Annotated in this window: 27 protein-coding genes and 1 pseudogene; 4 read left to right on the top strand and 24 right to left on the bottom strand. The window is 59.5% G+C overall.

What is annotated here, in order from left to right; all coding sequences use genetic code 11:
- Positions 1 to 21: 21 nt before the first annotated feature.
- From folP to V5B39_RS11830, 3 genes are all read right to left on the bottom strand, one after another.
- The gene (folP, locus tag V5B39_RS11840) at positions 22 to 846 is read right to left on the bottom strand and encodes a dihydropteroate synthase (RefSeq protein WP_332343095.1); all 825 of its coding nucleotides are present in this window, start codon (positions 844 to 846) and stop codon (positions 22 to 24) included.
- A 69-nt stretch (positions 847 to 915) separates the two neighbouring features.
- On the bottom strand, positions 916 to 2,799 hold the full coding sequence (gene ftsH, locus V5B39_RS11835; protein WP_332343094.1) for an ATP-dependent zinc metalloprotease FtsH: 1,884 nt from the start codon (positions 2,797 to 2,799) through the stop codon (positions 916 to 918).
- Between the two features lie 126 nt (positions 2,800 to 2,925).
- Positions 2,926 to 3,546: an RlmE family RNA methyltransferase gene (locus tag V5B39_RS11830; protein WP_332343093.1), complete on the bottom strand. Its 621-nt coding sequence runs from the start codon at positions 3,544 to 3,546 to the stop codon at positions 2,926 to 2,928.
- A 45-nt stretch (positions 3,547 to 3,591) separates the two neighbouring features.
- On the opposite strand from V5B39_RS11830, the gene V5B39_RS11825 reads away from it, so the two are divergent.
- Positions 3,592 to 3,951, top strand: coding sequence for a YhbY family RNA-binding protein (locus tag V5B39_RS11825; RefSeq protein ID WP_332343092.1), 360 nt, complete (start codon positions 3,592 to 3,594; stop codon positions 3,949 to 3,951).
- A gap of 72 nt (positions 3,952 to 4,023) precedes the next feature.
- Here V5B39_RS11825 and V5B39_RS11820 read toward each other — a convergent pair whose 3' ends face one another.
- From V5B39_RS11820 to carA, 4 genes are read right to left on the bottom strand one after another with little or no spacing between them, the layout of a single operon-like run.
- On the bottom strand, positions 4,024 to 4,488 hold the full coding sequence (locus tag V5B39_RS11820; RefSeq protein WP_332343091.1) for a DUF4149 domain-containing protein: 465 nt from the start codon (positions 4,486 to 4,488) through the stop codon (positions 4,024 to 4,026).
- Positions 4,489 to 4,496: 8 nt separating this feature from the next.
- Positions 4,497 to 4,973, bottom strand: coding sequence for a transcription elongation factor GreA (greA, locus tag V5B39_RS11815; RefSeq protein ID WP_332343090.1), 477 nt, complete (start codon positions 4,971 to 4,973; stop codon positions 4,497 to 4,499).
- A gap of 59 nt (positions 4,974 to 5,032) precedes the next feature.
- Positions 5,033 to 8,248, bottom strand: a complete 3,216-nt coding sequence (gene carB, locus V5B39_RS11810) for a carbamoyl-phosphate synthase large subunit (protein ID WP_332343089.1) — start codon at positions 8,246 to 8,248, stop codon at positions 5,033 to 5,035.
- A complete protein-coding gene (gene carA / locus V5B39_RS11805) occupies positions 8,232 to 9,383 on the bottom strand; it encodes a glutamine-hydrolyzing carbamoyl-phosphate synthase small subunit (protein ID WP_332343112.1) in 1,152 nt (383 codons plus the stop codon). The genes carB and carA overlap by 17 nt, the downstream gene beginning before the upstream one ends.
- A 411-nt stretch (positions 9,384 to 9,794) precedes the next feature.
- Here carA and V5B39_RS11800 point away from each other — a divergent pair, with 411 nt between their 5' ends.
- Both V5B39_RS11800 and V5B39_RS11795 read left to right on the top strand, forming a co-directional pair.
- Positions 9,795 to 10,271 (top strand): CBS domain-containing protein, encoded by a 477-nt coding sequence (locus V5B39_RS11800; protein ID WP_332343088.1) that lies wholly within the window; start codon positions 9,795 to 9,797, stop codon positions 10,269 to 10,271.
- Positions 10,272 to 10,330: 59 nt separating this feature from the next.
- Positions 10,331 to 11,521 carry a cation diffusion facilitator family transporter gene (locus V5B39_RS11795; RefSeq protein ID WP_332343087.1) on the top strand — a complete coding sequence of 397 codons (1,191 nt, stop codon included), beginning with the start codon at positions 10,331 to 10,333 and terminating at the stop codon, positions 11,519 to 11,521.
- A 53-nt stretch (positions 11,522 to 11,574) separates the two neighbouring features.
- On the opposite strand, the gene V5B39_RS11790 is transcribed toward V5B39_RS11795, so the two are convergent.
- Positions 11,575 to 12,288 carry a DsbC family protein gene (locus tag V5B39_RS11790; protein ID WP_332343086.1) on the bottom strand — a complete coding sequence of 238 codons (714 nt, stop codon included), beginning with the start codon at positions 12,286 to 12,288 and terminating at the stop codon, positions 11,575 to 11,577.
- Between the two features lie 29 nt (positions 12,289 to 12,317).
- Positions 12,318 to 13,487, bottom strand: a complete 1,170-nt coding sequence (locus V5B39_RS11785; RefSeq protein WP_332343085.1) for a UbiH/UbiF family hydroxylase — start codon at positions 13,485 to 13,487, stop codon at positions 12,318 to 12,320.
- An 86-nt stretch (positions 13,488 to 13,573) separates the two neighbouring features.
- Here V5B39_RS11785 and V5B39_RS11780 point away from each other — a divergent pair, with 86 nt between their 5' ends.
- Entirely contained in the window at positions 13,574 to 13,975 is a 402-nt protein-coding gene (locus tag V5B39_RS11780) for a hypothetical protein (protein WP_332343084.1), read from the top strand.
- A 7-nt stretch (positions 13,976 to 13,982) separates the two neighbouring features.
- Here the strand turns inward: V5B39_RS11780 and hprK are convergent, their stop codons facing one another.
- From hprK to V5B39_RS11705, 15 genes and pseudogenes are all read right to left on the bottom strand, one after another.
- Entirely contained in the window at positions 13,983 to 14,927 is a 945-nt protein-coding gene (gene hprK / locus V5B39_RS11775; protein WP_332343083.1) for an HPr(Ser) kinase/phosphatase, read from the bottom strand.
- 2 nt (positions 14,928 to 14,929) lie between these two features.
- Entirely contained in the window at positions 14,930 to 15,376 is a 447-nt protein-coding gene (gene ptsN / locus V5B39_RS11770; RefSeq protein WP_332343082.1) for a PTS IIA-like nitrogen regulatory protein PtsN, read from the bottom strand.
- Positions 15,377 to 15,473: 97 nt separating this feature from the next.
- Positions 15,474 to 15,800, bottom strand: a complete 327-nt coding sequence (gene hpf, locus V5B39_RS11765) for a ribosome hibernation-promoting factor, HPF/YfiA family (protein ID WP_034918439.1) — start codon at positions 15,798 to 15,800, stop codon at positions 15,474 to 15,476.
- A gap of 16 nt (positions 15,801 to 15,816) precedes the next feature.
- Positions 15,817 to 17,238, bottom strand: a complete 1,422-nt coding sequence (locus V5B39_RS11760; RefSeq protein ID WP_332343081.1) for an RNA polymerase factor sigma-54 — start codon at positions 17,236 to 17,238, stop codon at positions 15,817 to 15,819.
- Positions 17,239 to 17,317: 79 nt separating this feature from the next.
- Positions 17,318 to 18,052 carry an LPS export ABC transporter ATP-binding protein gene (gene lptB / locus V5B39_RS11755; protein WP_332343080.1) on the bottom strand — a complete coding sequence of 245 codons (735 nt, stop codon included), beginning with the start codon at positions 18,050 to 18,052 and terminating at the stop codon, positions 17,318 to 17,320.
- A gap of 3 nt (positions 18,053 to 18,055) precedes the next feature.
- Complete coding sequence (locus V5B39_RS11750) at positions 18,056 to 18,508, bottom strand: regulatory protein RecX (protein ID WP_332343079.1); 453 nt, start codon at positions 18,506 to 18,508, stop codon at positions 18,056 to 18,058.
- 10 nt (positions 18,509 to 18,518) lie between these two features.
- Positions 18,519 to 19,535 (bottom strand): recombinase RecA, encoded by a 1,017-nt coding sequence (gene recA / locus V5B39_RS11745; RefSeq protein WP_332343078.1) that lies wholly within the window; start codon positions 19,533 to 19,535, stop codon positions 18,519 to 18,521.
- Positions 19,536 to 19,682: 147 nt separating this feature from the next.
- Positions 19,683 to 21,452, bottom strand: coding sequence for a type IV pilus assembly protein FimV (locus V5B39_RS11740; protein ID WP_332343077.1), 1,770 nt, complete (start codon positions 21,450 to 21,452; stop codon positions 19,683 to 19,685).
- A 133-nt stretch (positions 21,453 to 21,585) separates the two neighbouring features.
- A complete protein-coding gene (locus tag V5B39_RS11735; RefSeq protein ID WP_332343076.1) occupies positions 21,586 to 22,095 on the bottom strand; it encodes a CinA family protein in 510 nt (169 codons plus the stop codon).
- Positions 22,092 to 22,583: a phosphatidylglycerophosphatase A family protein gene (locus tag V5B39_RS11730; protein WP_332343111.1), complete on the bottom strand. Its 492-nt coding sequence runs from the start codon at positions 22,581 to 22,583 to the stop codon at positions 22,092 to 22,094. The genes V5B39_RS11735 and V5B39_RS11730 overlap by 4 nt, the downstream gene beginning before the upstream one ends.
- On the bottom strand, positions 22,570 to 23,529 hold the full coding sequence (gene thiL / locus V5B39_RS11725; protein ID WP_332343075.1) for a thiamine-phosphate kinase: 960 nt from the start codon (positions 23,527 to 23,529) through the stop codon (positions 22,570 to 22,572). The genes V5B39_RS11730 and thiL overlap by 14 nt, the downstream gene beginning before the upstream one ends.
- Before the next feature lie 29 nt (positions 23,530 to 23,558).
- Positions 23,559 to 24,065 carry a transcription antitermination factor NusB gene (nusB, locus tag V5B39_RS11720; protein WP_332343110.1) on the bottom strand — a complete coding sequence of 169 codons (507 nt, stop codon included), beginning with the start codon at positions 24,063 to 24,065 and terminating at the stop codon, positions 23,559 to 23,561.
- Entirely contained in the window at positions 24,065 to 24,544 is a 480-nt protein-coding gene (gene ribH, locus V5B39_RS11715) for a 6,7-dimethyl-8-ribityllumazine synthase (protein WP_332343074.1), read from the bottom strand. The genes nusB and ribH overlap by 1 nt, the downstream gene beginning before the upstream one ends.
- A gap of 35 nt (positions 24,545 to 24,579) precedes the next feature.
- Positions 24,580 to 25,713 (bottom strand): bifunctional 3,4-dihydroxy-2-butanone-4-phosphate synthase/GTP cyclohydrolase II, encoded by a 1,134-nt coding sequence (gene ribBA / locus V5B39_RS11710; RefSeq protein WP_332343073.1) that lies wholly within the window; start codon positions 25,711 to 25,713, stop codon positions 24,580 to 24,582.
- A 450-nt stretch (positions 25,714 to 26,163) separates the two neighbouring features.
- Positions 26,164 to 26,631, bottom strand: a pseudogene (locus V5B39_RS11705) (hypothetical protein); the annotation flags it as partial.

Raw genomic sequence — 26,631 nt, 5'->3', positions numbered from 1 at the left:
AAGGCACAAGCACTGCACGGATTATTGATTTTCCACCGCGAGCCAGACGGCCAGGGCGTCGCGTGTCTGCGCGACATCGTGAACACGCAACAGGCGCGCACCGCGTTGCGCGGCCAGCAAAGCGGCGGCGACGCTGGCCGCCAGGCGGTCTTCGACCATCCGCGCAGTGATGGCGCCGAGCATCGATTTGCGTGATATGCCCGCCAGCACAGGCAGTCCGGTCAGCGTCAACTCGGCGAAGCGACGCAGCATTTCGAGGTTGTGGTGCAATGTCTTGCCAAAGCCAAAGCCCGGATCAAGGACCAGACGATCACTCGCGATCCCGGCTGTTCTGGCCAGGGTAAGGCGGCTATGTAGGAAGTCCCGGACCTCGGTAACGACGTCGGTGTAGACGGGATTCTCCTGCATCGTCAATGGCTCGCCGCGCATGTGCATCAGGCAGATTGCACAATCGCTATCGGCTACCGCTGCGAGTGCGCCGGGCATACGCAGCGCGTAAATGTCATTGATCATCGAAGCGCCGTGCAGCAGCGCCGCGCGCATCACCTCAGGCTTATAGGTGTCGACCGAAATCGGCACGCCACAGCCAGCCAGGGCGTCCAGCACCGGCAGCAGGCGACCGAGTTCATCTTCAACACTTGTCGGCACGGCACCTGGACGCGACGATTCGGCCCCGATATCGAGGATATCCGCACCTTCGCCAATCTGTCGGTGAGCGTGCTCGATGGCCCTGGCAGTATCGTTCGCCAAACCGTCACCGGACAACGAATCCTCTGTCAGATTGACGATTCCCATCACCAGCGGGCGGGCAAGAGAGAGTCTATGATTCCCGCAGCGAAGCAGCATCGGAAAAGCGGAACAGGTGTCAGATCAACTTGCCGTTGGCGGGCCAGTGGCTTCCTCCCGCTACGCCACTCAGGCCGGAGCGGTTGCGCTGGGGGCAGCGTCCGGCGCATTGTGATCCGGCTTGTTCGACGACGGCGCCGGTGGCTGTTTGGGTGGTCTTGGCGGCTTGCCTTCCATGATGTCGTTGATCTGGTCGGCGTCGATCGTTTCCAGTTCGAGCAATGCCGCAGCCATCGCTTCGACCTTGTCGCGATGACTATCGAGCAATCGACGTGCCAGAGCATACTGCTCGTCGATGATCCGGCGGATTTCCGCGTCGACCTTCTCCATCGTCGCTTCGGACATGTTCTTGTGCGTGGTGACCGAGCGCCCGAGGAAAACTTCACCATCGTTTTCCCCATAAACCATCGGACCCAGTGCATCGGACATACCATAACGGGTGACCATATCACGGGCCATTTGTGTTGCCCGTTCAAAGTCGTTCGAAGCACCAGTGGTCATCTGGTTCATGAACAGCTCTTCAGCGATGCGCCCACCGAACAGCACGGCAATCCGACTCATCAGATAGACGCGGTCGTAAGCGTAGCGATCCTCTTCCGGCAATTGCATGGTCAGGCCGAGCGCACGACCGCGCGGGATGATGGTCACCTTATGTACGGGATCGGATTTCGGCATCAGCTTGGCAACCACTGCGTGCCCGGATTCGTGATAAGCCGTATTGCGTCTCTCGTCTTCGTTCATGACCATGCTGCGGCGCTCGGCACCCATCATGATCTTGTCCTTGGCCTTTTCGAAGTCTTCCATGTCGACCAGGCGCTTGTTGCCACGCGCCGCGAACAGGGCCGCTTCGTTAACTAGGTTGGCCAGGTCAGCCCCGGAAAATCCGGGTGTCCCGCGGGCGATGATGTCCGCCTTGACGTCGGGGGACAGCGGCACCTTGCGCATATGCACCACGAGAATCTGTTCGCGCCCACGGATATCGGGAAGCGGGACGACCACCTGACGGTCGAAACGTCCCGGACGCATCAGCGCCGGGTCGAGTACGTCGGGACGGTTGGTGGCAGCGATCACGATGACCCCGACACTGGCCTCGAAGCCGTCCATCTCGACCAGCATCTGGTTGAGCGTCTGCTCGCGTTCGTCATTGCCACCGCCAAGTCCGGCACCGCGCTGACGACCCACCGCATCCAGCTCATCGATGAAGATGATGCAGGGAGCATGTTTTTTGGCGTTCTCGAACATGTCGCGAACGCGCGCCGCACCGACACCGACGAACATCTCGACGAAGTCGGAACCAGAAATCGAGAAGAAAGGCACCTTGGCCTCGCCGGCAATCGCCTTGGCAAGCAAGGTCTTGCCAGTACCGGGGTTGCCAACCAGCAACACGCCCTTCGGGATACGCCCGCCGAGTTTCTGGAATTTCGACGGATCGCGCAGAAAATCAACGAGTTCCGATACTTCTTCCTTGGCCTCGTCACACCCGGCGACGTCAGCAAACGTGATCGTATTGGTCGACTCGTCGAGCAGCCGTGCCTTGCTCTTGCCGAACGAAAAGGCACCGCCGCGTCCGCCGCCCTGCATCTGGCGCATGAAGAAAATCCACACGCCGATCAAGAGCAACATCGGGAACCAGCTGACGAAGATGCTCATCAGGAACGATTGCTCTTCCTCGGGCTTGGCCTCGATCTTGACCCCATGTTTGAGCAGATCGGAAACCATCCACAGATCGGGTGGCGCGTAGCTGGTCAGTTTGCGGCCGTCAGTCGTCGTTGCCTTGAGCACACGACCCTCGATGACCACCTTGGCGATCGTTCCCTTGCCCACTTCCTCGATAAACTGTGAGTACTCCATCGACGACTGGGTTACCTGGCGATTGTTGAACTGGTTGAACACCGTCATCAAAACGAGACCGATCACCAGCCAGACTGCCAGATTCTTGAACATGTTATTCAATGCTTCACCTCTTCCACGTTGCCTGGTCCGGGATTTCTCGCGAAACCTTGCCATTCCACAAGTTCACACTTATACATTCTAAACCGATTCGCGCCTGCTGAAGTACAAGCGACATCGATGACACGTTCACGCTTTCAGGATCCTGCCCAGCAAATAGACTTCCGGACTGCGATCGCGTGATGCGTCCGGCTTGCGCGCGGATACCAATTTAAAGTTCTTGCGCATCTCCGACAGGAAATCGGCAAAGTGATGACCCTGAAAAAATTTGACCAGAAAAGCGCCGTCTGGTTTCAGCCAGTTACGAGCGAACTCCAGAGCCAGCTCGGCGAGGTACATGCCGCGGGCCTGGTCGCAGGCCGAGACGCCAGATATATTAGGCGACATGTCGGAAAGAACAAGCCCGACTTTTTCAGTCCCCAGCAGATTTCCGAGAATATCGAGCACTTCCTGCTCGCGGAAATCACCCCGAACAAAGGTCACGCCGCGCAAAGGCACCATCTCCAGCAGATCGACGGCGATGACACGACCTTGGCCCTGTATTCTCTTCGCTGCGACCTGCGACCAGCCTCCAGGAGTTGCCCCCAGGTCGACGATGACGTCGCCAGGATGGATCAGATGGTCCTTGTCATCGATCTCGACCAGCTTGTAAGCGGCGCGCGAGCGGAAGCCTTCAGCCCTCGCCCGCTGCACATAGGCGTCGTTGACGTGCTCACGCAGCCAGGCATTGCTCGATCGACTTCGATTCATTCGCCGAAAACCGTTAAAATGGAGACTTCAAAAAAGGTATCCTGCATGCTCAACCTCAGTTCCGACGAGCGCCGCGCCTTGCGTGCCCGTACGCATTCCCTGCATCCCGTGGTCTCGATCAGCCACAGGGGTCTCTCCGAGTCGGTCGTCAAGGAGATCAATGTCAGTCTCGCCAGCCACGGACTGATCAAGATCCGGGTCTATCACGATGACCGGGAAGTCCGAGAGCAATTTCTTTCGATACTTTGTGACCAGCTCGACGCAGCGCCAGTCCAGCATATTGGAAAACTTCTGGTAATCTGGCGTCCGCCGGCAGACAAATCAGCCCAAGCGACCAGAGCGCGCTCAAGACCCATTGATCAGCGCTCCAGAAAACGCAGCCTCCAGGAGGGTTCGCAGCGCTGATCCCGCTGCCACTGGAAGTCGCCAGAGAAAGCGTCTCCGGAACAGCGCGAGTCTTTCTTCCAGCACACGACCTTACCGGGCGCCACGCCCGGCACTGGTCACGAGCAGCAAGCCAAGTACGCTCTGAACGAGGTAGAGGATGCTCGACACGCCATGCCAGGCGGCGAAACGGTTCCGCAACACGCTCTCCATCACTTCGCGCGGCAAGGCGTCGGCTTTGAGCTGCGCCAACAGCGGTTGCAGTCCGAACAGACTGACCGCGGTAAGCACGAGCATCAACAGCAACAACCAGAAGCGCCAGCGCCGCATGACCGCGCTGCCACTACGCAGCAACATGAACAACAACAGGTAGCTTGCACAGGCCAAGCCCACCCAGCCCATCAGTTCGAAGAGCTTGCCGGCAAGCATGCCTGCCGTTTGACGGTCGCTACCCAGCACGACGAACAGCGTCGGCGCCACGAGATAGCCGATCGCCCACAGGCCACCCACCCAGAGGGTCAGCATCACGTCGTACAGGGCATCTGCGAGGCGTCGCATGGGGTCGCCTACTCGTAGCGTACTTCGACGATTTCGTACTCGCGAATACCACCGGGAGCCTGCACCTCAGCGATGTCACCGGCAAATTTACCGATCAGCGCACGGGCGATCGGTGAGTTGATCGAAATTTTGCCCGCCTTGATGTCGGCCTCGTCCTCACCCACAATCTGATAACTGACGCTGAGGCCGGTTTCCTGGTCCTCGAGATCGAGCGTTGCCCCGAAAACGCAACGTCCATCGGCGTCGAGCAGCTTCGGATCGATGATCTGTGCATTCGCGAGTTTGCTCTCGATTTCCTTGATGCGGCCTTCGACGAATCCCTGCCGCTCCTTGGCGGCATCGTACTCGGCATTCTCCGAGAGATCGCCGTGCGAACGCGCCTCGGCAATCGCCGCGATGGCGCGTGGCCGTTCGACGGTTTTCAGCTTATGCAGTTCGGCGCGGAGTTTCTCGGCGCCATTGACGGTTACAGGTATTTTGCTCATCTCATTCACTGCCAAACTGCCGGCACCCACCTGATCGGCGGATTCGACGGTTCCATCGGTTAACCAATCTGATTCAGTTGTGCGTGCAAATCCTGTATCGGATAGACGACCAGTTCGCCACGATTCCTGATTCCATCTGCAGCCGCTTCCGCACCCCAGATCGTCGTATAGATCGTCACCCGTGCCGCCAGGCCAGAGGTGCGGATCGAGCGAGAGTCGCTGATGGCCTTGCGCTTTTCGTCCACGGTATTGATGATCAGGACAATCTCGTTGTTCTTGATCATGTCGACCACATGTGGACGCCCTTCGGTCACTTTGTTTACCGGCGTTACGGCAATTCCCGCTGCCGCAATGGCCGCCGCCGTACCGCGTGTGGCAATCAGCGTGAACCCTGCCGCCTGCAGTTCACGGGCAATATTCACCGCCTTCGGCTTGTCCGACTCCTTGACGCTGATGAACACCTGCCCCGAACTCGGGAGGCGGACGCTGGCCGCCGACTGGCTCTTGACAAAGGCTTCGGAAAAGCTGAGTCCAACTCCCATCACCTCCCCTGTCGACTTCATTTCGGGGCCAAGAATGGTATCGACGCCGCGGAACTTGGCGAAGGGAAAAACGGCTTCCTTGACCGAGAAATAATTCGGGACGATTTCCTGAAAGAGCCCCTGGCTGGCAAGCGATTGCCCGACCATGCAGCGGGCAGCGATCTTTGCGAGCTGTAGCCCAGTGGCCTTGGAAACAAAAGGGACCGTACGCGATGCGCGAGGGTTGACTTCAAGGACAAAAACCCTCCCTCTCTGGATCGCGAACTGGACATTCATCAGACCACAGACCTTCAGCCCCATGGCCATCAGCCGCGTCTGCCGGCGCAGTTCATCCTGCAACTCGGTGGACAGCGAATAGGGAGGCAGCGAACACGCAGAATCACCGGAATGCACGCCGGCCTGTTCGATATGCTCCATCACTCCACCGATGAGAACTTCCTGGCCGTCGCAAAGGGCATCGACGTCCACCTCGCAGGCATCGTTCAGGAAACGGTCGAGCAATACCGGTGAATCGTTGGAAACCTTGACGGCTTCACGCATGTAGCGTTCAAGGTCGCGCTCCTCATGGACGATTTCCATTGCCCGGCCACCGAGTACATACGAGGGACGAACCACCAGGGGATAGCCGATTTCGGCTGCCAGGCGCAACGCCTCGGGTTCGGTGCGGGCAGTCCGGTTGGCCGGTTGTCTGAGGCCAAGATCCTGAAGCAGCTTCTGGAATCGCTCGCGATCTTCGGCCGCGTCGATCATGTCCGGGCTAGTGCCGATGATCGGTACGCCGTTGGCTTCAAGGTCACGCGCCAGCTTCAGCGGCGTCTGTCCGCCATACTGAACGATGACCCCCAGCGGTTTCTCCACGGCGACGATTTCCAGCACGTCCTCGAGCGTCAGCGGTTCGAAGTAAAGGCGGTCGGAAGTATCATAGTCCGTGGATACCGTTTCCGGATTGCAGTTGACCATGATCGTCTCGTAACCGTCGGCACGCAGCGCGAGCGCCGCATGCACGCAGCAATAGTCGAACTCGATTCCCTGGCCGATGCGATTCGGGCCGCCCCCGAGAACCATGATTTTTTTCCGATCGCCGGGATTCGCCTCGCACTCTTCCTCATAGGTGGAGTAAAGATAAGCGGTATCGGTGGCAAACTCGGCCGCGCAGGTATCGACACGCTTGAAGACCGGGCGGATTTGCAACGCATGGCGGCGCTCACGAACGGCCGTCTGCGTCGTCCGCATCAGGGTCGCCAGCCGTTTGTCCGAAAAACCGGCACGTTTGAGATACCACAATTCGTCGCGCGACAGGGAAGCGAGCGGCCTGCCGCGGATACGTTCCGCTTTCTTGTAAAGATCTTCGATCTGCGCCAGAAACCACGGATCGATGGCCGTCAGCCGATGAATTTCGTTCAGGTTCAGACCGATCCGGAAGGCATCGGCAACGTACCAGAGACGTTCCGGGCGCGCCTCGCTGAGTGCCATCTCGATTTCTTCGCGGTCGACACTGCGTTCATCGAAGCCGTCGACGCCGATCTCGAGGCCGCGCAAGGCTTTTTGCAACGATTCCTGGAAAGTTCGCCCGATGGCCATGACCTCACCCACCGATTTCATCTGTGTGGTCAGCCGCGAATCGGCCTCGGGGAATTTTTCGAAGGCGAAACGGGGCACCTTGGTGACCACATAATCGATCGACGGCTCGAAAGAGGCCGGGGTCTTGCCACCAGTGATGTCGTTAGCCAGTTCATCGAGCGTATGGCCCACCGCCAACTTTGCCGCCACCTTGGCAATCGGGAAGCCGGTGGCCTTTGACGCCAGTGCCGAAGAACGCGAAACACGCGGGTTCATCTCGATGACGATCATCCGCCCGGTCTGAGGGCAGATTGCGAACTGGACGTTCGAGCCGCCGGTATCGACGCCCACTTCGCGCAACACCGCTACCGAGGCGTTGCGCATGATCTGGTATTCCTTGTCGGTCAGCGTCTGCGCCGGTGCCACGGTAATCGAGTCCCCGGTGTGCACCCCCATCGGGTCGAGGTTCTCGATCGCACAGACGATGATGCAGTTGTCCTTGCGATCGCGCACCACTTCCATCTCGAACTCTTTCCAGCCGATCAGTGACTCCTCGATCAGCAACTCGCTGGTCGGGCTGGCTTCAAGTCCGCGTTTGCAGATTTCGACGAATTCTTCCTGGTTGTAGGCAATGCCGCCACCCGAACCGCCCATGGTGAACGATGGCCGGATGATTGCCGGATAGCCGATCATCGCCTGCACCTGCAGTGCCTCCTCCAGCGAATGCGCCATCGCCGAACGAGCCGACCCGAGACCAATGCGGGTCATCGCCGCCTTGAATTTTTCACGGTCCTCGGCCTTGTCGATGGCTTCCCTGGTGGCCCCGATCATCTCGACGCCAAAGCGTTCGAGAACGCCATGCCTGGCCAGATCAAGCGCACAATTCAGCGCTGTTTGCCCACCCATGGTCGGCAGCAGCGCATCAGGACGCTCCTTGCTGATGATTTTCTCGACGACTCTCCAGTTGATCGGCTCGATATAGGTGACATCCGCCATTTCCGGATCGGTCATGATCGTGGCCGGATTGGAGTTCACCAGAATCACCCGGTAGCCTTCCTCGCGCAGTGCCTTGCAGGCTTGTGCACCGGAATAATCAAACTCACAGGCCTGTCCGATGACGATCGGACCAGCGCCGATGATCAGAATGCTCTTGAGGTCAGTGCGTTTGGGCATGTTTCGCCTTTTCGTCTTGCATCATCTTGATAAAGCGATCGAACAGGTAGGCGATATCGTGCGGCCCTGGACTGGCTTCCGGGTGGCCCTGAAAGGAAAAGGCCGGCAGATCGCTACGCGCCAGGCCCTGCAGGGATCCGTCAAACAGCGACACGTGCGTTGCCAGCAGGTTGGCCGGCAGGGTCTCGACGTCCACCGCAAAGCCATGATTCTGGCTGGTAATCAGGACCTGCCCTGTCTGGAGATCCTTGACCGGGTGGTTGGCGCCGTGATGGCCAAACTTCATTTTCATCGTCCTGGCACCCGAAGCGAGCGCCAGCAACTGGTGACCCAGGCAGATCCCGAAAGTCGGTACGCGTCTGGCCAGGATTTCACGAATCGCAGTGATCGCGTAATCGCAAGGCTCAGGGTCACCGGGTCCATTCGAAAGGAACACCCCGTTCGGCTGCAGCCCGAGAACTTCTGCCGCCGTAGTCTGGGCTGGCACCACCGTCACCCGACAGCCACGTGCCGCCAGCAAACGCAGAATGTTGTGTTTGACACCAAAATCGTAGGCAACGACATGCCACAGCGGCGACGGCGCAGCGCCATAGCCACCCAGGCGCCATTGCCCGCCTGTCCAATCGTAGGACGACTGAACACTGACCACCCTGGCAAGGTCCATTCCGGCGAGACCGGGGAAAGCAACTGCTTCGGCAAGCGCGCGCCGGTCATCGACCTCGACGGCCATGATGCAGCCCGCCTGCGCGCCCTTTTCCCGCAGCAAACGGGTCAGCTTGCGCGTGTCGATACCGGCAATCGCAACGATGCCATGTTTCTGCAGATACTCTGACAGCGTCTCCTGCAGCCGCCAATTCGCTGCCCGAACCGGCAGGTCACGAATCACCAGCCCGGCAGCATGGTTACCAAGCGATTCGAAGTCCTCGGCATTGCAGCCAACGTTGCCGATATGCGGGTAGGTTAGGGTGACGATCTGACGACAGTACGAGGGATCGGTCAGTATTTCCTGATAGCCCGTCATCGCCGTGTTGAACACGACTTCACCGCTGGTACAGCCTCCGGCGCCGATCGCCAGGCCGCGGAAAATCGTGCCGTCGGCCAGTGCGAGAATCGCCGGCGGAAGAGTGGGTAACAAGGACACGAAGGACTCCTGTGGTGGCTGCGGTTGAGTTTGCCGCCAGTCCAAGCTGTAGATACGCAAAAGCGGGACGAGCACACAGCCCTCCCGCTTGGTTCTTTGCAAGCCGCAGGATTATACCGGAAAGACCCCTCTTTTTGGGCAATTCGAAGCCGGCCGCGGCAACGCCCGACCGGCCGTCGACGCCAAACCGCAAGCACCCGCTGCCAGCACAGCCAGTGCTTGTCAGAAATCCGGCACAGTGCTTTAATCCTCGAATTACCATTGATCAGAAGGAGTCCGGAAATGCCAGATACTCGTTTCAAGCCCTTACCCTGGACCCGGCTCAAGAGAGGCGTCCCCTGTTACCTCCCGAGAATGGCAACAACGGTCGCTCCGGTTGATGCCAATTCTCCGGCGCAGCGAGTCATGACCGATTTTCAGCACATGACGCCGATCACGATTGCACGCGATGCCTCGCTTGACGATGCCAACAAAATCATGGCGCTGTGCCATGTGCATTATCTGCTGGTGGCCGACGGGCAGCGGCAGTTGCAGGGGATCGTCACCGAAGCCGGGACCAGGGGCCACCGGCCGCTGGCCATAGCCCATACGATGGGTGTCCGTCCCGGCGAACTGGTGGTCGGCGATGTGATGATCAAACAACATGATGAAGTCGAAGTGATGCATCTCAGGGATGTGCACACGGCCAGAGTCGGCAACGTCGTGGCGACCCTGAAGGAATTGGGAACGCCTTATTGTCTGGTCGTAGACCACGATGAAGAAGACAATCACATCCTCTGTGGCATCTTTTCCCTGTCCAGGATCGAACGTGAGATGGGACTTGCACAGTCAGCGGAAATCGCACAAACCTTCTCGCAGGTAGTGAGTTCGCTCGGCCATTGAACAGTGCACCACTCGCTCGGGACTGGCTGCCGAGCGGTTGATCAGAAAGGAGCCAAGTCATGGGCAACCGTCACGACACGCCTGAAATCTCATTCGACGACCCAGGGCGGCACGGTATGACACAGCGTGTCACCTGGATCAGCGTGGTCGTGAATATTTTCCTGACCAGCGCGCAGGTTGTCGCCGGCATCGTTGCCCATTCCCAAGGTTTGATCGCCGATGGCCTGCATTCGCTGTCCGATCTGGTCTGTGATTTCCTGGTGCTCTTCGCCGCTCACCACAGCAAGGATCCTGCCGACGAACGCCATCCCTACGGCCATGCCCGCATTGAAACGGCGGCATCGTTTGCGCTTGGCGCGATTCTGGCAGTCACTGGCGCCGGCATCATCTGGGGCGCCGGGGTCAAACTGCAAAACCTCGACAACTTGCCGCCGGTACAGCAACTGGCGTTATGGACGGCGATCCTTGCGCTGGCGGCGAAGGAGGGTCTGTTCCGCTACATGCTGCATGTCGGTGAGCGCCTGCGCTCACCGATGCTGATCGCCAACGCCTGGCATGCCCGCTCCGACGCCGCTTCGTCACTGGTGGTGGCCCTGGGAATCGTCGGCAATCTGATGGGCTACAACTTTGCCGACTCGGTGGCCGCAGTCATCGTCGGCTTCATGATCGTCCGGATGGGCGTAGTATTCGCCTGGGATGCCGTCCTGGAACTGATCGACACCGGCTTGTCGGTCGAGGAAGTCGACAGCATCCGCCAAGTGATCATTGACACCCCCGGTGTCAGAAATCTCCACGAACTGCGCACCCGTCGCATGGCGCATCGCTCACTGGTCGATGCACATGTCTGTGTCGACGCACGCATCAGTGTTTCGGAAGGTCACCGTATCGCCGAAATGACCCGCAAGCGCGTCCTCGACAGCCACTCTTCAGTTTCAGATGTGCTCGTTCATGTCGACGTCGAGGACGATCTGAACCACGACAGCCGACTCCAGAGCATGCCCGACCGCAGCGAACTGATGATGGAGCTGGCCCCCATCCTCACCGATCTTCCGGAACCCCGGCGAGTCATCCTGCACTATCTCAATGGCCGCATCGAAGCCGAGTTACTCCTGCCTCGCCAGTCCCTTGGTGACCCTGCCGGAGTCAGCAAGGCTGAGCGCGAGATTGCCAGGCAGTTGGCGGAATACCCGTTGATCAGTTCCCTTTCGATCAACTACGGTCGGCAGGTTTTTCCTGTTAGAGGTCACTGAATACCGTTTTCTGCAAGCGCCGGTCCCCCGTGCCTCCAACGGTCGTATATGCGCTATTTGCCCTGGGCCTGGACTTGTGAGAGTTTCTGTTCAATCCTGGCCAGCGGCACAGCTCCGGGGATCCGCTCCCCATCCGCGAAGAAAACCGTCGGCGTACCATTGATCGCCAACTTGCGGCCGGTCTCGATGGTTTTCCTGACCGCGCTGGTATCGCAATCCCCTTTGCCTGTGGGAGCCTTGCCATCGATCATCCAGTCATTCCAGGCCTTGGCCTTGTCTGCGGCACACCAGATCTGATTCGATTTCTCCAGTGAATCCGGCGAGAGGATCGGATAAAGAAAAGTGTAAATCGTCACATTGTCGAGCCGGGCGATATCCCTGGCCAATTTCTTGCAGTAACCGCAGTTCGGATCCTCGAAAGTGGCGAAAACACGTTTGCCATCACCACGCACCTGCTTCACCGCCAGCGTCAACGGCAAGTCAGAAAACTTGATTGCGTTCAGCTTCTGCATCCGCTCGTCGGTCACGTTCTTCATCGTCTTGGCATCGATCAGAGCCCCCAGGAGCAGCGCTGAAACCTTCTCGTCGGTATAGACAATCTGGCCATCGACGTAGACTTCGTAGAGACCCAGGTACGGGGTCTTGGTGACGCTGCTCACCGCACGTTCGAGCTTGCCTTCCACCGCTTTCTTGACGCTGGCTTCGTCCGCGAGAGCAGACAGGCTGAGAACTGAGGCGAGCGCAAACGGTACGAATCGTTTATACATCGGTAATTTCTCCGGGTAAAGGGAAGGCATCAGAATGCGCCAATGGCGTAGCGCACAAGTAGATTTTTTAGGACGGGTAAAGCATTGGTCAGGTTCATTCCGAAATTGCGCAAAGGCTTGAGTCCGGGCAAGGTCTGCCGGAAGAGTTGGTGCAGGGCATGCGTAATGGTCTGCAGGAGCAGCGTTTCCTCGCGCCTTTGTCGTTGATAGCGAGCCAGCAGGCGCTCGCTCCCGATGTCCTGCCAATCCGGCGTGGCCACCAGCAGACCGGCCAGAGCCTTCGCATCCTGGTAGCCGAGATTGATACCGTGCCCGGAAAGCGGGTGAATGCCATGTGCCGCGTCGCCAAGCAGTGCCAGCCGCGGGGCAACGATCCGGGGCACCTGCATCAGACGTAACGGAAAGGCTGTCGCGGGAGTCAGTAACCGGAAAGCACCCAGTTCGTGATTGCCGGCGGCGGCAACCTGGGCGCATAGTTCCTCGGCTGGCAGTGCCAGCATGGCCAGCGCGTTTTCGTCAGGCGTAGACCAGACGATGGAAAGGCGATGACCCGCCATCGGCAACCAGGCCAGCACCCCGTCGTGGCGAAACCATTGGCGTGCAATGCCGTGATGCGGACGCTGGCACTCGAAATTGGCAACCAGTCCCATCTCGCCGTAGGGCGTATTGATCGTCCGCACGCCCAGAACTTCACGGACCCAGGAATCTCGCCCATCAGCGCCGACGAGCAGCCGGGCAGATAATGATCGACCGTCAGCAAGAGTCAGTTGAGCGGCCCCAGAACTCATTTCCAGGACTTTGGGCGAGGCCGGGCAAAGCAGGGTAAGGTTGCCCTGACGTTTGATGCTTTCCCAGAGTTCGCAGGCCATCAGCGATGATTCAAGAATCCAGCCGAGTTCTGGAACACCGGTCTCATAAGCCGAAAAATCGAGTTCTGCATGACTGTCGCCAAAGATTTTCATGGCTGAAATTGGCGCCATGCGCTCTGTCGGCAGGTGCTTCCAGACCCCGATTGCCCGCAGGAAGTCAGCATTGGCCGGAGAAATCGCGTAAACACGCGCATCCCAGCCTGGAGCAGGCCGTGGCGGGCGCTGTTCGACCAAGGCAACCCCGAGGCGCGTGTCGCGCAGTGCGCAGGCCAGAGAAAGACCGGCGAGGCCGCCACCAACGATAAGAACATCGAAATCCGTGACTTGCATGCGGTGAAACCCAGGTAATTGAAGAATGCTTCTGTGCACGGTCGGGAATTTACAAGTGTAGCCAAGGATGCTAGAAGTTCACCATCATGAACACATCCACCCACCGATCTGGTCACGGCTATTTTCCAGCGATCGTTTGTATCGAACGTGATTCCCCCATAGATGCCTTGGTCGCTTTATGCATACCACGCCACGAGGCGATGGATCTGGTTACCGCCTCCTGGGTGGAAAGTGATTGGCCTTGCCTGGTCGCCACTCTTGACGGCGGTCGCCCGGTCGTCGTGTTGCGCACACCGGAAGGTCGCTGGGCAGCCTGCCATGCGTTCCTGAACGATCTCTGCGCCACGCATCGGGAAGCCGAGCAGCGTCTGGCCAAGCGGCTCAAGCGCCACCACCATGGTTACGTGGCTTGCCTTTGGCTGATGGATTCGGCTGCAGATCACAGGCCGGGCATGGCTCTCCTTGGGGGTGAGCAAGCTGGTGATTAAGCCATTGCTACAAGTCGTCGTCAAGAAGCGCCTGCTGCTGGCGGTTAATGAAATCTCCCATGCTGTCGATGCCGCGAAGCTGAAGAATGCTATTGCGTACCGCCGCCTCGAGGAGAACCGCAATGTTTCTCCCGGCAGCGACGGGAATGACCACTTTGCGTATGGGCACGCCAAGAATTTCCTGGTTTTGCGCGTCCAGAGGCAGACGCGGACCATCCGAACCACTGATCTGCTTTTGCAAGTGGGCGATCAGCTTCAGTTTCATCTTCCGGCGCGAAGCAGTTTCCCCGAAGATGGTGCGAATGTTGAGGAGGCCTAGACCACGGACTTCAAGATAGTCCCGCAGCATGCTCGGACAGCGCCCCTCGATCGTGGTCGGTGCGATACAGGCCAGCTCGACGACATCATCAGCAACCAGACCGTGACCGCGCGAGATCAGTTCCAGAGCGAGTTCGCTTTTGCCGACTCCAGAATCGCCGGTAATCAGAACCCCCATCCCGAAAACATCCATCAGCACGCCGTGCACTGATGTCGAACCGGCCAACCGACGGGAAAGATAGATACGCAACAGCTCGATTACCGCCGAGCAGGGCTTCGGACTGACAAACAGGGGGGTCTGCGTAGCCTCGCAGGCTTCATGAATCGCCGGCAGGATCTCAAGATCGTCAGCGATAATCAGCGCCGGGGGCTTGGCAGCCATCAGTTCCTTCACCTGCGAGCGCAGACGCTCCGGGGTCACACGGTAGCCCCAGGCTTGTTCGGCGCGACCGATTACTTGTAGCCGCTCCGGATGAATCAGGTTGAGGTGGCCAACGACGTCAGCGCCAAAATAGCCCTGTTCCTTGAGTTCGATCGCTCGGTCAATGCCGACGGCAATGACCCAGGAAAGCTTTAGTTTGTCGCGATGATCCTCATAAAGCTGGGCTACGCTGGATTGACGCCGGGCGTTCATGCTCAGTCGGCAAAGAGCTGAAGAATGCTACTCGGGTTGGCGGCCTTGGAAAGGGCTTCGCGGCAATTGCGGTCGGAAAAGTGTTGTGCCAGTTCGGAGAGGATTTGCAGGTGTTGCTCGGTCGCCACTTCCGGGACAAGCAGGATAAAGAGCAGTGAGACCGGCTTGCCATCGGGAGAATCAAAGGGTACCGGTGCAGCAAGTCGCAGGAAAGCGCCCGTGGCATCTTTCAATCCCTTGATCCGGCCATGAGGGATGGCCACTCCCTGACCGAGACCGGTCGAGCCGAGCTTCTCGCGTGCAAACAGACTGTCGAACACCGTACTGCGGGCAATGCCCAGATAATTTTCGAAAAGAAGCCCCGCGTGTTCAAAGACGCGTTTCTTGCTGCTCGCGTCGAGATCAAGAATGATGTTTTCGAGGGGGAGTAGTTGGGTGATCTGGCTCATGCGACAAAAACCCGAAAAAGCGGACGTGGATTAATAAAAAAGGAAGCGCACGGACGAGCGGGCTTGCCGCCTAGTCCGTGGGCAAACTACACTCACATCACTCGGCGACGATGTGATCGGTAATCTTGTTTCCGCGATGGTGGTCCTGCAACTTCTGCTTGTACTTCTGGACCTGACGCTCCAGCTTGTCGACCAGACCATCCACGGCTGCATAAAGGTCTTCGTCCACCGACTCCACGTAGACATCCTTGCCAGCGAGATGAACTGTCACTTCGGCTTTCTGGTTCAGTTTATCCACCGACAGAATCACGTTTACGTCTATCAGGTTATCAAAATGACGAATGATTCGTTCGAGCTTGCCGGTGACGTAATCGCGTAGGGCCGGGGTGATCTCGAGGCGGTGTCCACTGACTTGCAGATTCATGATGTGACTCCTTCTTCTAAATGGACTTGCGTAAATTGACCGGCGGGATACTGAGCGCTTCACGGTATTTTGCAATTGTGCGCCGTGCCACGACAATGCCCTGCTGACCAAGAACCTCGGATATCTGGCTATCCGAGAGAGGCTTGCTAGGCTCTTCAGCGCTGATCATCTGCTTGATCAATGCACGAATGGCCGTTGCCGAACAGGCCCCGCCAGCTTCCGTGCTGACGTGGCTGCCAAAAAAATATTTCAATTCAAAAATCCCGCGCGGGGTCGCCATGTACTTCTGAGTCGTCACCCGCGAGATGGTTGATTCATGCAGACCCAGGGCTTCGGCAATTTCGCGCAGGACCAGCGGCCGCATCGCGACTTCTCCGTGATCGAGAAATTGGCGCTGACGTTCCACAATAGCCTGCGCTACACGCAGGATTGTGTCAAACCGTTGCTGTACGTTCCTGATCAGCCAGCGCGCTTCCTGGAGTTGCCCGGCGAGGCCCGATCCACGCTGCCTGGATAGAATCTGGGCGTAGAGACTGTTGATCCGCAATCGCGGAAAGGCGTCGGCATTGACATTGACCGACCACTGTCCGCGGACTTTGCGGACTACCACATCAGGGGTGATGTAACGGGTTTCAGGACAAGCGTATGCGGCTCCAGGCCGTGGATTCAGGCTGCAGATCAGCAAGTGTGCTGCGCGCAGGGCATCATCCTCACAACCCGTCAGCTTTTTGATCTTGGCAAAATCATGGCTGGCCAGCAGTTCCAGATGTGTGCGCACGATCTCCTGTGCCAGCGTACAGGTGCCATCCATTGGCAGTGCCTCGAGTTGCAGCAGCAGGCACTCCTGCGCGCTGCGCGCGCCGACGCCGGTTGGATCAAAGCACTGCAGATGATTGAGCGCGATCCGCAGTTCTTCCGGTGCAATCTCCAGTTCGACGGGCATGACTTCAACCAGTTCATCGAGCGACTGGGTCAGGTAGCCGTCATCGTCCAGTGCTTCCACCAGGCAGCGAACCAGCACACGGTCACGGTCGGAGAGCGTCATCAGACCAAGCTGCCACAACAAGTGCTCGCGCAGCGAGAGCGTGCTTGCCTGGATGTCCTGATAGTCGCTCTCGCCATCTTCGTCATCGAAGGAACCAGAGGAACCAAAGGAGGCAGGATGGTCGTCCAGCCAGCCTTCGTCTTCAGCAGAGGGGCGCTCACCTGGCGTGTCGCCCCCTTCCGTTTCTGGAAAAACGCCCTCACCACTTTCGCCATGCGCCGCCGCAAGCGTAGGGTATTCCTCTGCCCGTTCGAGCAGCGGGTTATCAAGCAGGTACTTTTCCAGTTCGTGTTCGAGTTCGATCGTCGACAACTGCAGCAATCGGATCGATTGCTGCAGTTGCGGGGTCAACGCAAGATGCTGCGAAAGCCTGAGCTGGAGGGATGGTTTCATGCACGGAACCGGGTAAGCCACCGCATTGGCAAGGGAGTTGCCCGTCTGGTTCTCGAATTATGGCTGAAGGGCGTCGGGTTCAGAGGCGAAAATTCTCACCCAGGTACACCTTTCGAACGTTTTCATTATAAATGATTTCGTCGGGCCGGCCAGCGGCAAGGACACTCCCTTCGTTGATGATGTACGCGTGGTCACAGATCCCCAGCGTTTCGCGAACGTTGTGGTCGGTAATCAGCACCCCGATCCCGCGTTCCTTGAGGAAGCGGATGATCTTCTGGATGTCGAGCACAGCGATCGGGTCGACGCCGGCGAAAGGCTCGTCGAGCAGAATGAAACGTGGACTACTGGCCAGTGCACGTGCGATTTCAACTCGCCTCCGCTCCCCTCCGGACAAGGAAGTTGAGGGACTGGCGTGCAGGTGACTGATGTGCAACTCTTCGAGCAGATCATCCGTACGGCCTGCGATTTCATCTGCTGACAACTTTTGTAATTCGAGCACAGCGCGGATGTTCTCACTGACCGTCAGCTTGCGAAAGACGGAAGCCTCCTGCGGAAGATAAGAAACACCCAGGCGAGCGCGCTGGTGTATCGGCAAGTGAGTCAGCTTTTCGTTGTCGAGATGAACGTCGCCGCCATCACACGCGACCAGGCCGACCACCATATAGAAACACGTCGTCTTGCCTGCACCGTTCGGACCGAGCAACCCGACCACCTCTCCGCTGACCACTTCGAAGGAAACATCATGGACCACCGTACGGGACTTGTAGCGCTTGTGAAGGTGATGGGTCGACAGTGTGCTCTGTTGGTCTGACATGGCTCAATCGTCTTCAAGAGTGGCGCTGCTGCTCAGCAAGCGCCGAATGGTCTCGCCTGAAAATCCCCGCCCGGCCAGAAAGCGTATTTGCCGAGCTTGCCCGGCAGCATCCCCCACATCAGCCAGACTGCCAAAGCGCCGCTGCCAGACTCGGCGTGCGCGCGTCAATTCGTCTTCTCCAGCGGCCAGTGTCGCGCACACCAGTTCAGCAGCCACTCCTTTGGAACGGAGTTCGTACGCCAGACGCGCGTCACCCAGGTGCGGCGCTCGCGAATTGCGCCGCGCTTCCGCGTAACGTTGATCGGAAAGCAGATGCCTGTTCGTCAGATCGTCGAGCAGGGCCTCCAGCTGCTCCGCCGATTCAGCAAAGAGGGTAATCTTGTGCGACAGTTCCTGACGCGTGTATTCACGGCGGGCGAGCAAGCGCAGAGCCCGTTCGCGCAAAGCGTCCCGCATCGTCGAACCCTTATGAAGCGATAGCCGCTACAGGGGATGGGACTTTCACCGCGGCACGGATTCTGGCCTCGATTTCTTCCGCGATTTGCGGCCTGCTCTTGAGATATTCGCGGGCATTGTCCTTGCCCTGGCCAATCTTCTCGCCATTGTAGGCGTACCAGGATCCCGATTTGTCGACCAGTTTATGCAGTACCCCAAGTTCGATGATCTCGCCTTCGCGCGAGGTTCCTTCGCCGTAAAGGATATCGAATATGGCTTCGCGGAAAGGGGGAGCAACCTTGTTCTTGACGACCTTGACCCGGGTTTCGTTGCCAATGACTTCATCCCCCTTCTTGATGCTGCCAATGCGGCGGATGTCGAGGCGTACCGAAGCGTAAAACTTGAGGGCGTTGCCGCCGGTGGTCACTTCCGGACTGCCGAACATGACGCCGATTTTCATCCGAATCTGGTTGATGAAAATGACCAGGGTATTGGTGCGGTTGATGTTGGCCGTCAGCTTGCGCAGCGCCTGACTCATCAGACGAGCTTGCAGACCAGGCAGTGAGTCGCCCATTTCGCCGTCGATCTCTGCTTTCGGTACGAGTGCTGCAACCGAATCGATCACCACCACATCGACACTGGCCGAGCGCACCAGCATGTCGGCGATTTCCAGAGCCTGTTCGCCGGTGTCCGGCTGGGAGATCAGCAGCTCATCAAGATCCACACCCAATTTCTGGGCATAGCCCGGATCGAGCGCATGCTCGGCATCGATGAAGGCGGCCGTTCCTCCGAGTTTCTGCATTTCGGCAATCACCTGCAGGGCCAGGGTCGTCTTGCCCGAGGATTCCGGGCCATAAATCTCGACCACGCGGCCACGCGGCAAACCGCCGATGCCCAGTGCGATATCGAGTCCCAGTGAGCCGGTGGAAACCACCGAGAGGTCGGTTACGACGCTCCCCTCGCCCATCTTCATGATCGAACCCTTGCCAAACTGCTTTTCGATCTGGGCCAACGCAGCAGCCAGCGCCTTCGACTTGTTGTCGTTCATTGTTGCCTGTCCTTTTTCTTGAATGAGAGGGATTATCCCACGTTCGACCACGCAGATCATGTCCACATCCGCATCGCCGAAAAAATATGTGATTATATACAGCCCTATGAAAATGACCAGCGTACGCGGTCATTCTGCCTGCGAGCATCAGGTCTGGCGCGCGAGATGCTTTTCGAGAAGGTCGATCAGAAACAGCAATTCACGCGCGGTACCCAGAGGAAAGCCTCTGCGCTCGCCATCGCGGTTGTCGCGCAAGAGTCCGTGCAGGTAGGCCAGGCACTCGGAAGAACCCCAGGTACGTGTCACCGCGACCCTGATATGCGGCAATTGCCCGACCCTGGGAAGGCGCGCCAGCAGTTGATCAATCGACCCGGGCTGTTCATCGCTGGCAGCGAAGACCGGTTCAACGAGTTCCCCAGCACTTTCCCAATCCGCTGCAGCGACATTGAAGTGGCGTTTGAGCCGCACTCCGAGCACTTCGAAGGCCTCACGCTGCTCGTTTTGCCGGTAAACCTCGAGCAGTTTCAACCAGGGAGTCACTGCGAGCGTCGGCTTTTGTTCGATGAACTCTTCCAAAACCTGTGCAGCGCCCGTGACGCGTCCGAAAGAGATCATGATTTCGGCAAGTTGCAGTACCGCCGTCACTTCATCGTCGTCGCGTGCCACCAAGTCGCTCGTAACACCATCCGGAATCAGTGGAGCATCCATCCTGGGCTTGCCCTCGGCAACAATCACCGGGTGCTCTGCGAGCCGAATGGGTGGGCGATTTCTGTCGACAGCTGCACTGAAATCGCCCGGCGGAAGCGTCGGGTCAGCTACTTCCGACAAGCGGGAAGCGTTGCCGGAGCGGCGGCGAAGGAACCAGGTCAAACCGACAACCAGCCCGAACAGCAGCCCGCCCTCAAGCCACCAATCCGTTTTCTCGGTCACTTGCGCTACCGGCAGTGCCGTCATCCGGGTTGGCGCGGTGGCCGACTGCACGGGCGCGCTGGCCGGTATCGCCGCGGCGACGAGTGTCTGCTGCCCGCCCTGACCCAGGTTCTTCCTCTGCAGATCGTTGAGCGTCGCATCCAGCCGCCGAACCTGTTCCGCAACAGCCAGTTGCTGTTCGGCTTGCGTGTGCAGTGCCGACAAGAGCTGGTACTCGATACGCAACATCGAACGCTGACTCTCAGTCATCTTGTTCAGTAGTTGAACCGATAGTCTGGTACTCAAACGCAAGGGCAGGTCGTCGGCGATCCCGGACAGATGGCGGTCGGTACCGCCGGAAAGGAGCAGGCGGTCGATTGCGCCAGAACCAGAGGAGGGTTTCCGGGAAAGTGGCCGTTCCGGTCGCAAGCTGGATGGCGTATCGCCCGCAGCGCCTGCGCCGGGATTCGCGACAGGCCGCACTGCCGACAGCACTTGCCGGCTGTTGCCGGGCTGCAGGCCGGCGGCCGGCCGCGATCGGAAAACCGGCTCCGGCTCAGGGACCGCTGCCGCACGAATGGCCGGCAGGCCCACCGCAGGTTTCCTGGCCAGGGGAGGATCGATCAGCAGCAGATACTTGCGTACCACCTCGGCGCCGCAACCGGCATGCACATTGACCTGCAATACCGGTTCGTTGACGACCTGGTCGGAAACAATATGCAAATGCAGCCCAGCGCCGCGCTGCTCAATGGTAAGGCGACCGCGAACCAGCAGCGGCACCCCCACGCTCTCGCCGGCCTGGCTCTTCTGGCCAAGATGGAAACATTCGGCCAGCGGTTGCTTGTCGGCCGATACATCAAGAAGGGGTACCTCGGCTTCGAAGCGCGATCCAAGGCTTGACAGCACGGTCATCTTGCCAAGCGCCACCGCCTCGACCATTCCGGCAGGACAAAGCAGGATCGGCAGGAGCCAAGGGAGTCGCAATAACCGGAAAACAGATGCGTTCATGATGCCTGCGCGCATTGGGCTTGAGGGGAAGGCACATTCGGGTGAATCCTCTTATTATATGGCGGAGTTGATTCACCGAAATGACAGGTGCAGTGGCTCATCCAGGCGAAGCGGCAGACCGCTGTCGAAATCGTCAGACCAGACGGCTCCCGGCCTGTTCGAGAAGCCCGAGCAGGGCATGCGCAACCGATTGCGCCCGCACCGACTCGCGGTTACCCTGAAAATGACGAGTAGATGAAACAACATGCCCATCCGGCCCGGCCCAGGCAAAGCAGACGGTACCGACTGGACGGCCTGGCCCTCCCCCGCCCGGACCTGCGACGCCCGTGATGGCCAGCGCCCAGTCGGCACGGCTGCGCTGTAGTGTGCCCAGGGCCATCGCCATGGCAGTTGCTTCGCTGACTGCGCCGTGCGCAGCGAGGGTGTCTGCGGTAACACCGAGAAGCTCGATCTTGGCGTCATTGGAATAAGTAATGAAACCACGTTCGAACCAAGCAGAACTCCCGGCGACCGCGGTCAGGCACTGTCCCAGCCAGCCGCCGGTACAGGATTCGGCTGTCGCCAGGCGCTCGCCATTCGCCAGCAGCAACTGACCGACTGCAGTGGCCAGCGTTTCCAGGGAGGCTTGATCGTGCCGGCTCATGTACGTACGAAGCGCAGGATGGCCAGAACCAGCAGCGTATATCCCGCCGCCATCAGGTCGTCACACATCACACCAAAGCCGTTCTTGACCTTCTCATCGAAGTAGCGCGCCGGTTGTAGTTTGACGATGTCGAAGAAGCGGAACAGGCAGAAGGCGGTAGCCTGCCATGGCCAGTGCGGCGGGCAGAACAACAGTACCAGCCAGAAGGGAACGATTTCGTCCCAGACGATACTGCCGTGATCAATGACCCCGAGATCGACACCGGTCTTGTGAACCGCCAGCACGCCGCCGATGAAACAGAGCAGGAGAAACCCGAGCAGTTCGAAATCGCTCATCGACGAACGTAGCCAGGGGAATGCAAGCCAGGCGAAAAGGGTGCCTACCGTTCCCGGCGCAAGTGGCGACAGGCCACTGCCAAAACCACAGGCAACCAAATGCGCGGGATGTGCCAGCAGGAATTGAAGTGAAGGCGGACTAGCCAAAGTGATCGTAACCCTTGTCGTTGATCGGCACCACCCGTCCCTGGTCGTCGAACAGCGTCAACTGGCCGGGGGCGGCGCCGACGACCCGGCCACAACGCCAGAGCGGCAAAGCCAGCTGGTCGGCGAGGGCGGTAATTTCGGCGCGCTTTGCGGGTGCCGCGGAGAACACCAGTTCGTAATCGTCACCGCCGGCGAGCTGGCATTGGCGGGCCAGCACGGGGTCTGCTGTCGCCGGTAACGGTGGTAATTGCGCCAAAAAAAGCTCGGCGGCAACCGCCGACCTTTCGAGGATGTGGCCAAGATCGGCGAGCAGACCATCGGAGACATCGATGGCAGCATGCGCCAGACCACGCCGGCGTAGCTCAAACCCCAGTTCGACGCGCGCCAGTGGCCGCTGCAGGGCAGCCAAGCAGGGTTTGATCAGTGGTTCGGCGAGCATGGTTCGCCCCTGCAGGTGCGCCAGACCCAGGGCCGCGAGGCCGGGTTGCCCGGAAACCCAGAGGTCGTCATCGAGCAAGGCCTGGTCACGGCGCAGTGCCGTGCCGGCGGGAATCTCCCCGATGGCCGTCAGGCAGAACGCGAGCGAGCCACGTGTCGTGTCGCCCCCAATGACATCGACGCCGTAGTGCCTGGCGCAGGCAAAGAGTCCGTCGGCAAAGGCAGCGATCCATGGCTCGCTCACTTCCGGCAGGCTACCGGCAAGCAAGACCCAGCGTGGCCTGGCCCCCATCGCGGCAAGATCGGAGAGATTGACTGCCAGAGTTTTCCAGCCAAGCTGGCAGGGGTCCGTATCCGGCAGGAAATGGGTGCCGGTGATCAGCATGTCAGTGGTGATCGCCAACTGCATTCCCGGTGCGGGAGCGATCAGCGCGCAGTCGTCGCCGGGACCGAGAATTGTTTGCGGCGTCGGTCGCACGAAATGATTCCGGATCAGTTCAAATTCGCTGGGCATCACTGCTTCCGGGCCTGGTATTCCGTACCTCAACGCGCCACTTGACGGCCCTTGACACGCGCCGTCCGCTTGGCTTCGACCTCGGCCGGACGCAAGCCGGCAGCGAGTCTGTCGAGGACGCCGTTCACGTACTTGTGGCCGTCGGTTCCACCGTAACCTTTGGCCAACTCGATCGACTCGTTGATGATCACCCGATACGGCGTTTGCGGGTAATTGCTCAACTCGAAAGCACCCGCCAGCAAAACGCAGGCTTCGATCGGTGAGAGGTCGTTGAAGGGACGATCGAGATAGGCTTGCAGTCTTTCCTCAAGAATCTGACGCTGCGCGAGCACGCCACGCAGCAGTCCGACGAAGAATTCACGGTCGGCCTTGTCGAAATCGTCAATATCACGCAGATGCGCTTCAATCGCAGCTTCGTCGTTACCGCTCACCCGCCACTGATAGAGTCCCTGCAGGACGAACTCACGAGCCCGACGGCGTGGCGACCTGGGTACAGCCGGTTTGCCGGCTGGCGTTGTTGGCGACTGCTCGGCCATCATGAGGATTCTCCGAGTGCGCGCAGCAGATTGGCCATCTCGACAGCGGCCTGTGCGCAGTCAACCCCCTTCTGCTGCATGCGGGCGAGCGCCTGATCGTCGTCTTCACAGGTCAGAATACCGTTGGCAATCGGGATACCGCTCTTCAACTGCACTTCCATCAGCGCCCGGCAGGAATCATTGGAGACGATCTCGAAATGGTAGGTTTCGCCGCGAATCACCGCACCCAGTGCGATCAGGGCCTGGAAACGACCGCTGCCTGCCATGCCCTGCAGAGCCAGAGGAAGTTCCAGAGCGCCCGGGACGGTAGCGATGCGGATGCTGCCCTCGGCGACACCCAGACGCTTCAGTTCGCTCGTACAGGCGCTGAGCAGGCCTTCGCCGATGTCCTGGTTGAAGCGGCTCATGACCACGCCAATCGCCAGTCCGTCGCCCTTGAGCGAAGCGGCGTACTCACAGATGTTTTCGTAACGTGCCATGGCAGGCATGTTCGCAAGTTTTTTCGGAGTGCCCATTAGAGTCTTTCAAGGTCAGCCGGCGTGGCGATGTGACCTGTCACTTCAAGGTCAAAACCGGTCATGCTAGGCATCCGGCGCGGGCTTGAGAGGAGTTTCATCTTGCCAACGCCGAGGTCGCGCAGAATCTGCGCGCCAATGCCGTAGATGCGGGGGTCCCAGCGTGTTGCCGGAGGTTTTCCAGAGATCGGTTCACGGAGTAGCGCGAGCAAGTCCTGGCCGCTTTCGGGACGATGCAGCAACACGATCACGCCAGCGTCCACTCGCGCCAGCGCAGCCTGTGCAACCTGCAGTGAAAAAGTATGCCGCCCCCCCCTTGGATCGAGGAAATCGACAACCGACAACGGTTCATGGACGCGCACCAGCGTCTCCTTGTCGGGGCGAATTTCTCCCTTGGTCAGTGCCAGGTGCACTTCGTTCGAGGTGCAGTCAGTATAGGCATGCAGGGTGAATTCGCCGTGCACAGACTCGACCTGTTTGGAGAGGGTGCGCTCGACCAGCGTCTCGTGCCGACTCCGGTAATGAATCAGATCGGCGATGGTGCCAATCTTCAGGCCATGCGCACGGGCAAACGCGACGAGATCGTCAAGGCGAGCCATGCTGCCATCTTCCTTGAGGATTTCGCAGATCACCGCCGCCGGTTCGAGCCCGGCCAACAGCGCCAGATCGCAGCCGGCTTCGGTGTGGCCGGCGCGCACCAGGACGCCGCCGGGGCGAGCCATGATCGGGAAGACATGGCCTGGCTGCACGATATCGTCTGGTCGTGCGTTGCGGGACACCGCGGCGACAATGGTCAGCGCGCGGTCGTGTGCCGAGATACCCGTGGTCACGCCTTCGGCTGCTTCGATCGAAACCGTGAATGCCGTGCTGTAAGGACTCTTGTTGTCGCGTGCCATCGGCACCAGGCCCAGTTGCCGGCAGCGCGCCTCGGTCAGCGTCAGGCAGATCAGGCCACGACCAAAGCGGGCCATGAAGTTGATCGCTTCGGGAGTGACATGCTCGGCAGCCAGCACCAGGTCGCCCTCATTTTCTCGATCTTCCTCGTCCACCAGAACCACCATACGCCCGGTGCGCATTTCGACGATGATCTCGTCGATCGGTGAAACGTCGGCAGAAGTGCTTTGTGGTGCCATTGATACCTCCTCTGCCCGCACTCGTATGTCGAGTGCGAAAGCAGTATATGACCCGGGATTTGCTGCCCATCCCGAGATGTTCACTGGGGTCGATCAGCGCCGATTCGATGGCTTCCGATTGGCTGATATTTTTCGCAAAGGCGGATTCTCTCAGTTTCCGGGCCTCACCGCCATGCACAGATGTGGCCGTATTATTCATCGGTGTCTGCCGATTCATCGCCCATCGATCTCCCAACTGCCTGGTTATTCGTTTTATCATGTTGATAGGGATGAAGTTGCCGCATCGGCCAAGGCATGGAACAGCGGCCGAATGTGTATCGGCAGATGCCGATGTTTGTGAATGCCCAGGATGAAGGGACCAGTTCAATGACCATGATTCAGACCTTGCTGTTGATCGCCGTTGCTGTATTAGTGGGTATTATTCTGATCCGTTTTCTCGTCGCTCGCCGTTCAGCGTCTGAGCGAGCTGAGCGGGAAGCGAGTGCGCAAGCCGCCCGCGAAGCCGAACGTCAAGCTGCCGACAATGCTGCACGCCAGGCAGCGGCAGCCGCTGCACGTCGATTGGCCGAGCGCCAGGCGACTGAAAAAGCCGAGCGCGAAGCGGCCGAAGCCGCCGCACGGCGCGAGGCCGAACGTCAGGCCGCCGAAGCCGCCGCACGACGCGAGGCCGAACGCCAGGCCGCCGAAGCCGCCGCACGGCGCGAGGCCGAACGTCAGGCCGCCGAAGCCGCCGCACGACGCGAGGCCGAACGTCAGGCCGCCGAAGCCGCCGCACGGCGCGAGGCCGAACGTCAGGCCGCCGAAGCCGCCGCACGGCGCGAGGCCGAACGTCAGGCCGCCGAAGCCGCCGCACGGCGCGAGGCTGAACATCAGGCCGCCGAAGCCGCCGCACGGCGCGAGGCCGAACGTCAGGCCGCC

Origin of the sequence: Accumulibacter sp., from assembly GCF_036625275.1 — a bacterium.
In the GTDB taxonomy this organism is placed as follows: domain Bacteria; phylum Pseudomonadota; class Gammaproteobacteria; order Burkholderiales; family Rhodocyclaceae; genus Accumulibacter.
This window is presented reverse-complemented; position numbering and strand designations above follow the sequence as displayed.

Bases quoted from the DNA above. Each gene is read 5' to 3' on its own strand.
- folP (WP_332343095.1), bottom strand. From the start codon at position 846: ATGCTGCTTCGCTGCGGGAATCATAGACTCTCTCTTGCCCGCCCGCTG.
- V5B39_RS11830 (WP_332343093.1), bottom strand. From the start codon at position 3,546: ATGAATCGAAGTCGATCGAGCAATGCCTGGCTGCGTGAGCACGTCAAC.
- V5B39_RS11825 (WP_332343092.1), top strand. From the start codon at position 3,592: ATGCTCAACCTCAGTTCCGACGAGCGCCGCGCCTTGCGTGCCCGTACG.
- V5B39_RS11820 (WP_332343091.1), bottom strand. From the start codon at position 4,488: ATGCGACGCCTCGCAGATGCCCTGTACGACGTGATGCTGACCCTCTGG.
- greA (WP_332343090.1), bottom strand. From the start codon at position 4,973: ATGAGCAAAATACCTGTAACCGTCAATGGCGCCGAGAAACTCCGCGCC.
- carB (WP_332343089.1), bottom strand. From the start codon at position 8,248: ATGCCCAAACGCACTGACCTCAAGAGCATTCTGATCATCGGCGCTGGT.
- V5B39_RS11800 (WP_332343088.1), top strand. From the start codon at position 9,795: ATGACCGATTTTCAGCACATGACGCCGATCACGATTGCACGCGATGCC.
- V5B39_RS11795 (WP_332343087.1), top strand. From the start codon at position 10,331: ATGGGCAACCGTCACGACACGCCTGAAATCTCATTCGACGACCCAGGG.
- V5B39_RS11790 (WP_332343086.1), bottom strand. From the start codon at position 12,288: ATGTATAAACGATTCGTACCGTTTGCGCTCGCCTCAGTTCTCAGCCTG.
- V5B39_RS11785 (WP_332343085.1), bottom strand. From the start codon at position 13,487: ATGCAAGTCACGGATTTCGATGTTCTTATCGTTGGTGGCGGCCTCGCC.
- V5B39_RS11780 (WP_332343084.1), top strand. From the start codon at position 13,574: ATGAACACATCCACCCACCGATCTGGTCACGGCTATTTTCCAGCGATC.
- hprK (WP_332343083.1), bottom strand. From the start codon at position 14,927: ATGAACGCCCGGCGTCAATCCAGCGTAGCCCAGCTTTATGAGGATCAT.
- ptsN (WP_332343082.1), bottom strand. From the start codon at position 15,376: ATGAGCCAGATCACCCAACTACTCCCCCTCGAAAACATCATTCTTGAT.
- hpf (WP_034918439.1), bottom strand. From the start codon at position 15,800: ATGAATCTGCAAGTCAGTGGACACCGCCTCGAGATCACCCCGGCCCTA.
- V5B39_RS11760 (WP_332343081.1), bottom strand. From the start codon at position 17,238: ATGAAACCATCCCTCCAGCTCAGGCTTTCGCAGCATCTTGCGTTGACC.
- lptB (WP_332343080.1), bottom strand. From the start codon at position 18,052: ATGTCAGACCAACAGAGCACACTGTCGACCCATCACCTTCACAAGCGC.
- V5B39_RS11750 (WP_332343079.1), bottom strand. From the start codon at position 18,508: ATGCGGGACGCTTTGCGCGAACGGGCTCTGCGCTTGCTCGCCCGCCGT.
- recA (WP_332343078.1), bottom strand. From the start codon at position 19,535: ATGAACGACAACAAGTCGAAGGCGCTGGCTGCTGCGTTGGCCCAGATC.
- V5B39_RS11740 (WP_332343077.1), bottom strand. From the start codon at position 21,452: ATGAACGCATCTGTTTTCCGGTTATTGCGACTCCCTTGGCTCCTGCCG.
- V5B39_RS11735 (WP_332343076.1), bottom strand. From the start codon at position 22,095: ATGAGCCGGCACGATCAAGCCTCCCTGGAAACGCTGGCCACTGCAGTC.
- thiL (WP_332343075.1), bottom strand. From the start codon at position 23,529: ATGCCCAGCGAATTTGAACTGATCCGGAATCATTTCGTGCGACCGACG.
- nusB (WP_332343110.1), bottom strand. From the start codon at position 24,065: ATGGCCGAGCAGTCGCCAACAACGCCAGCCGGCAAACCGGCTGTACCC.
- ribH (WP_332343074.1), bottom strand. From the start codon at position 24,544: ATGGCACGTTACGAAAACATCTGTGAGTACGCCGCTTCGCTCAAGGGC.
- ribBA (WP_332343073.1), bottom strand. From the start codon at position 25,713: ATGGCACCACAAAGCACTTCTGCCGACGTTTCACCGATCGACGAGATC.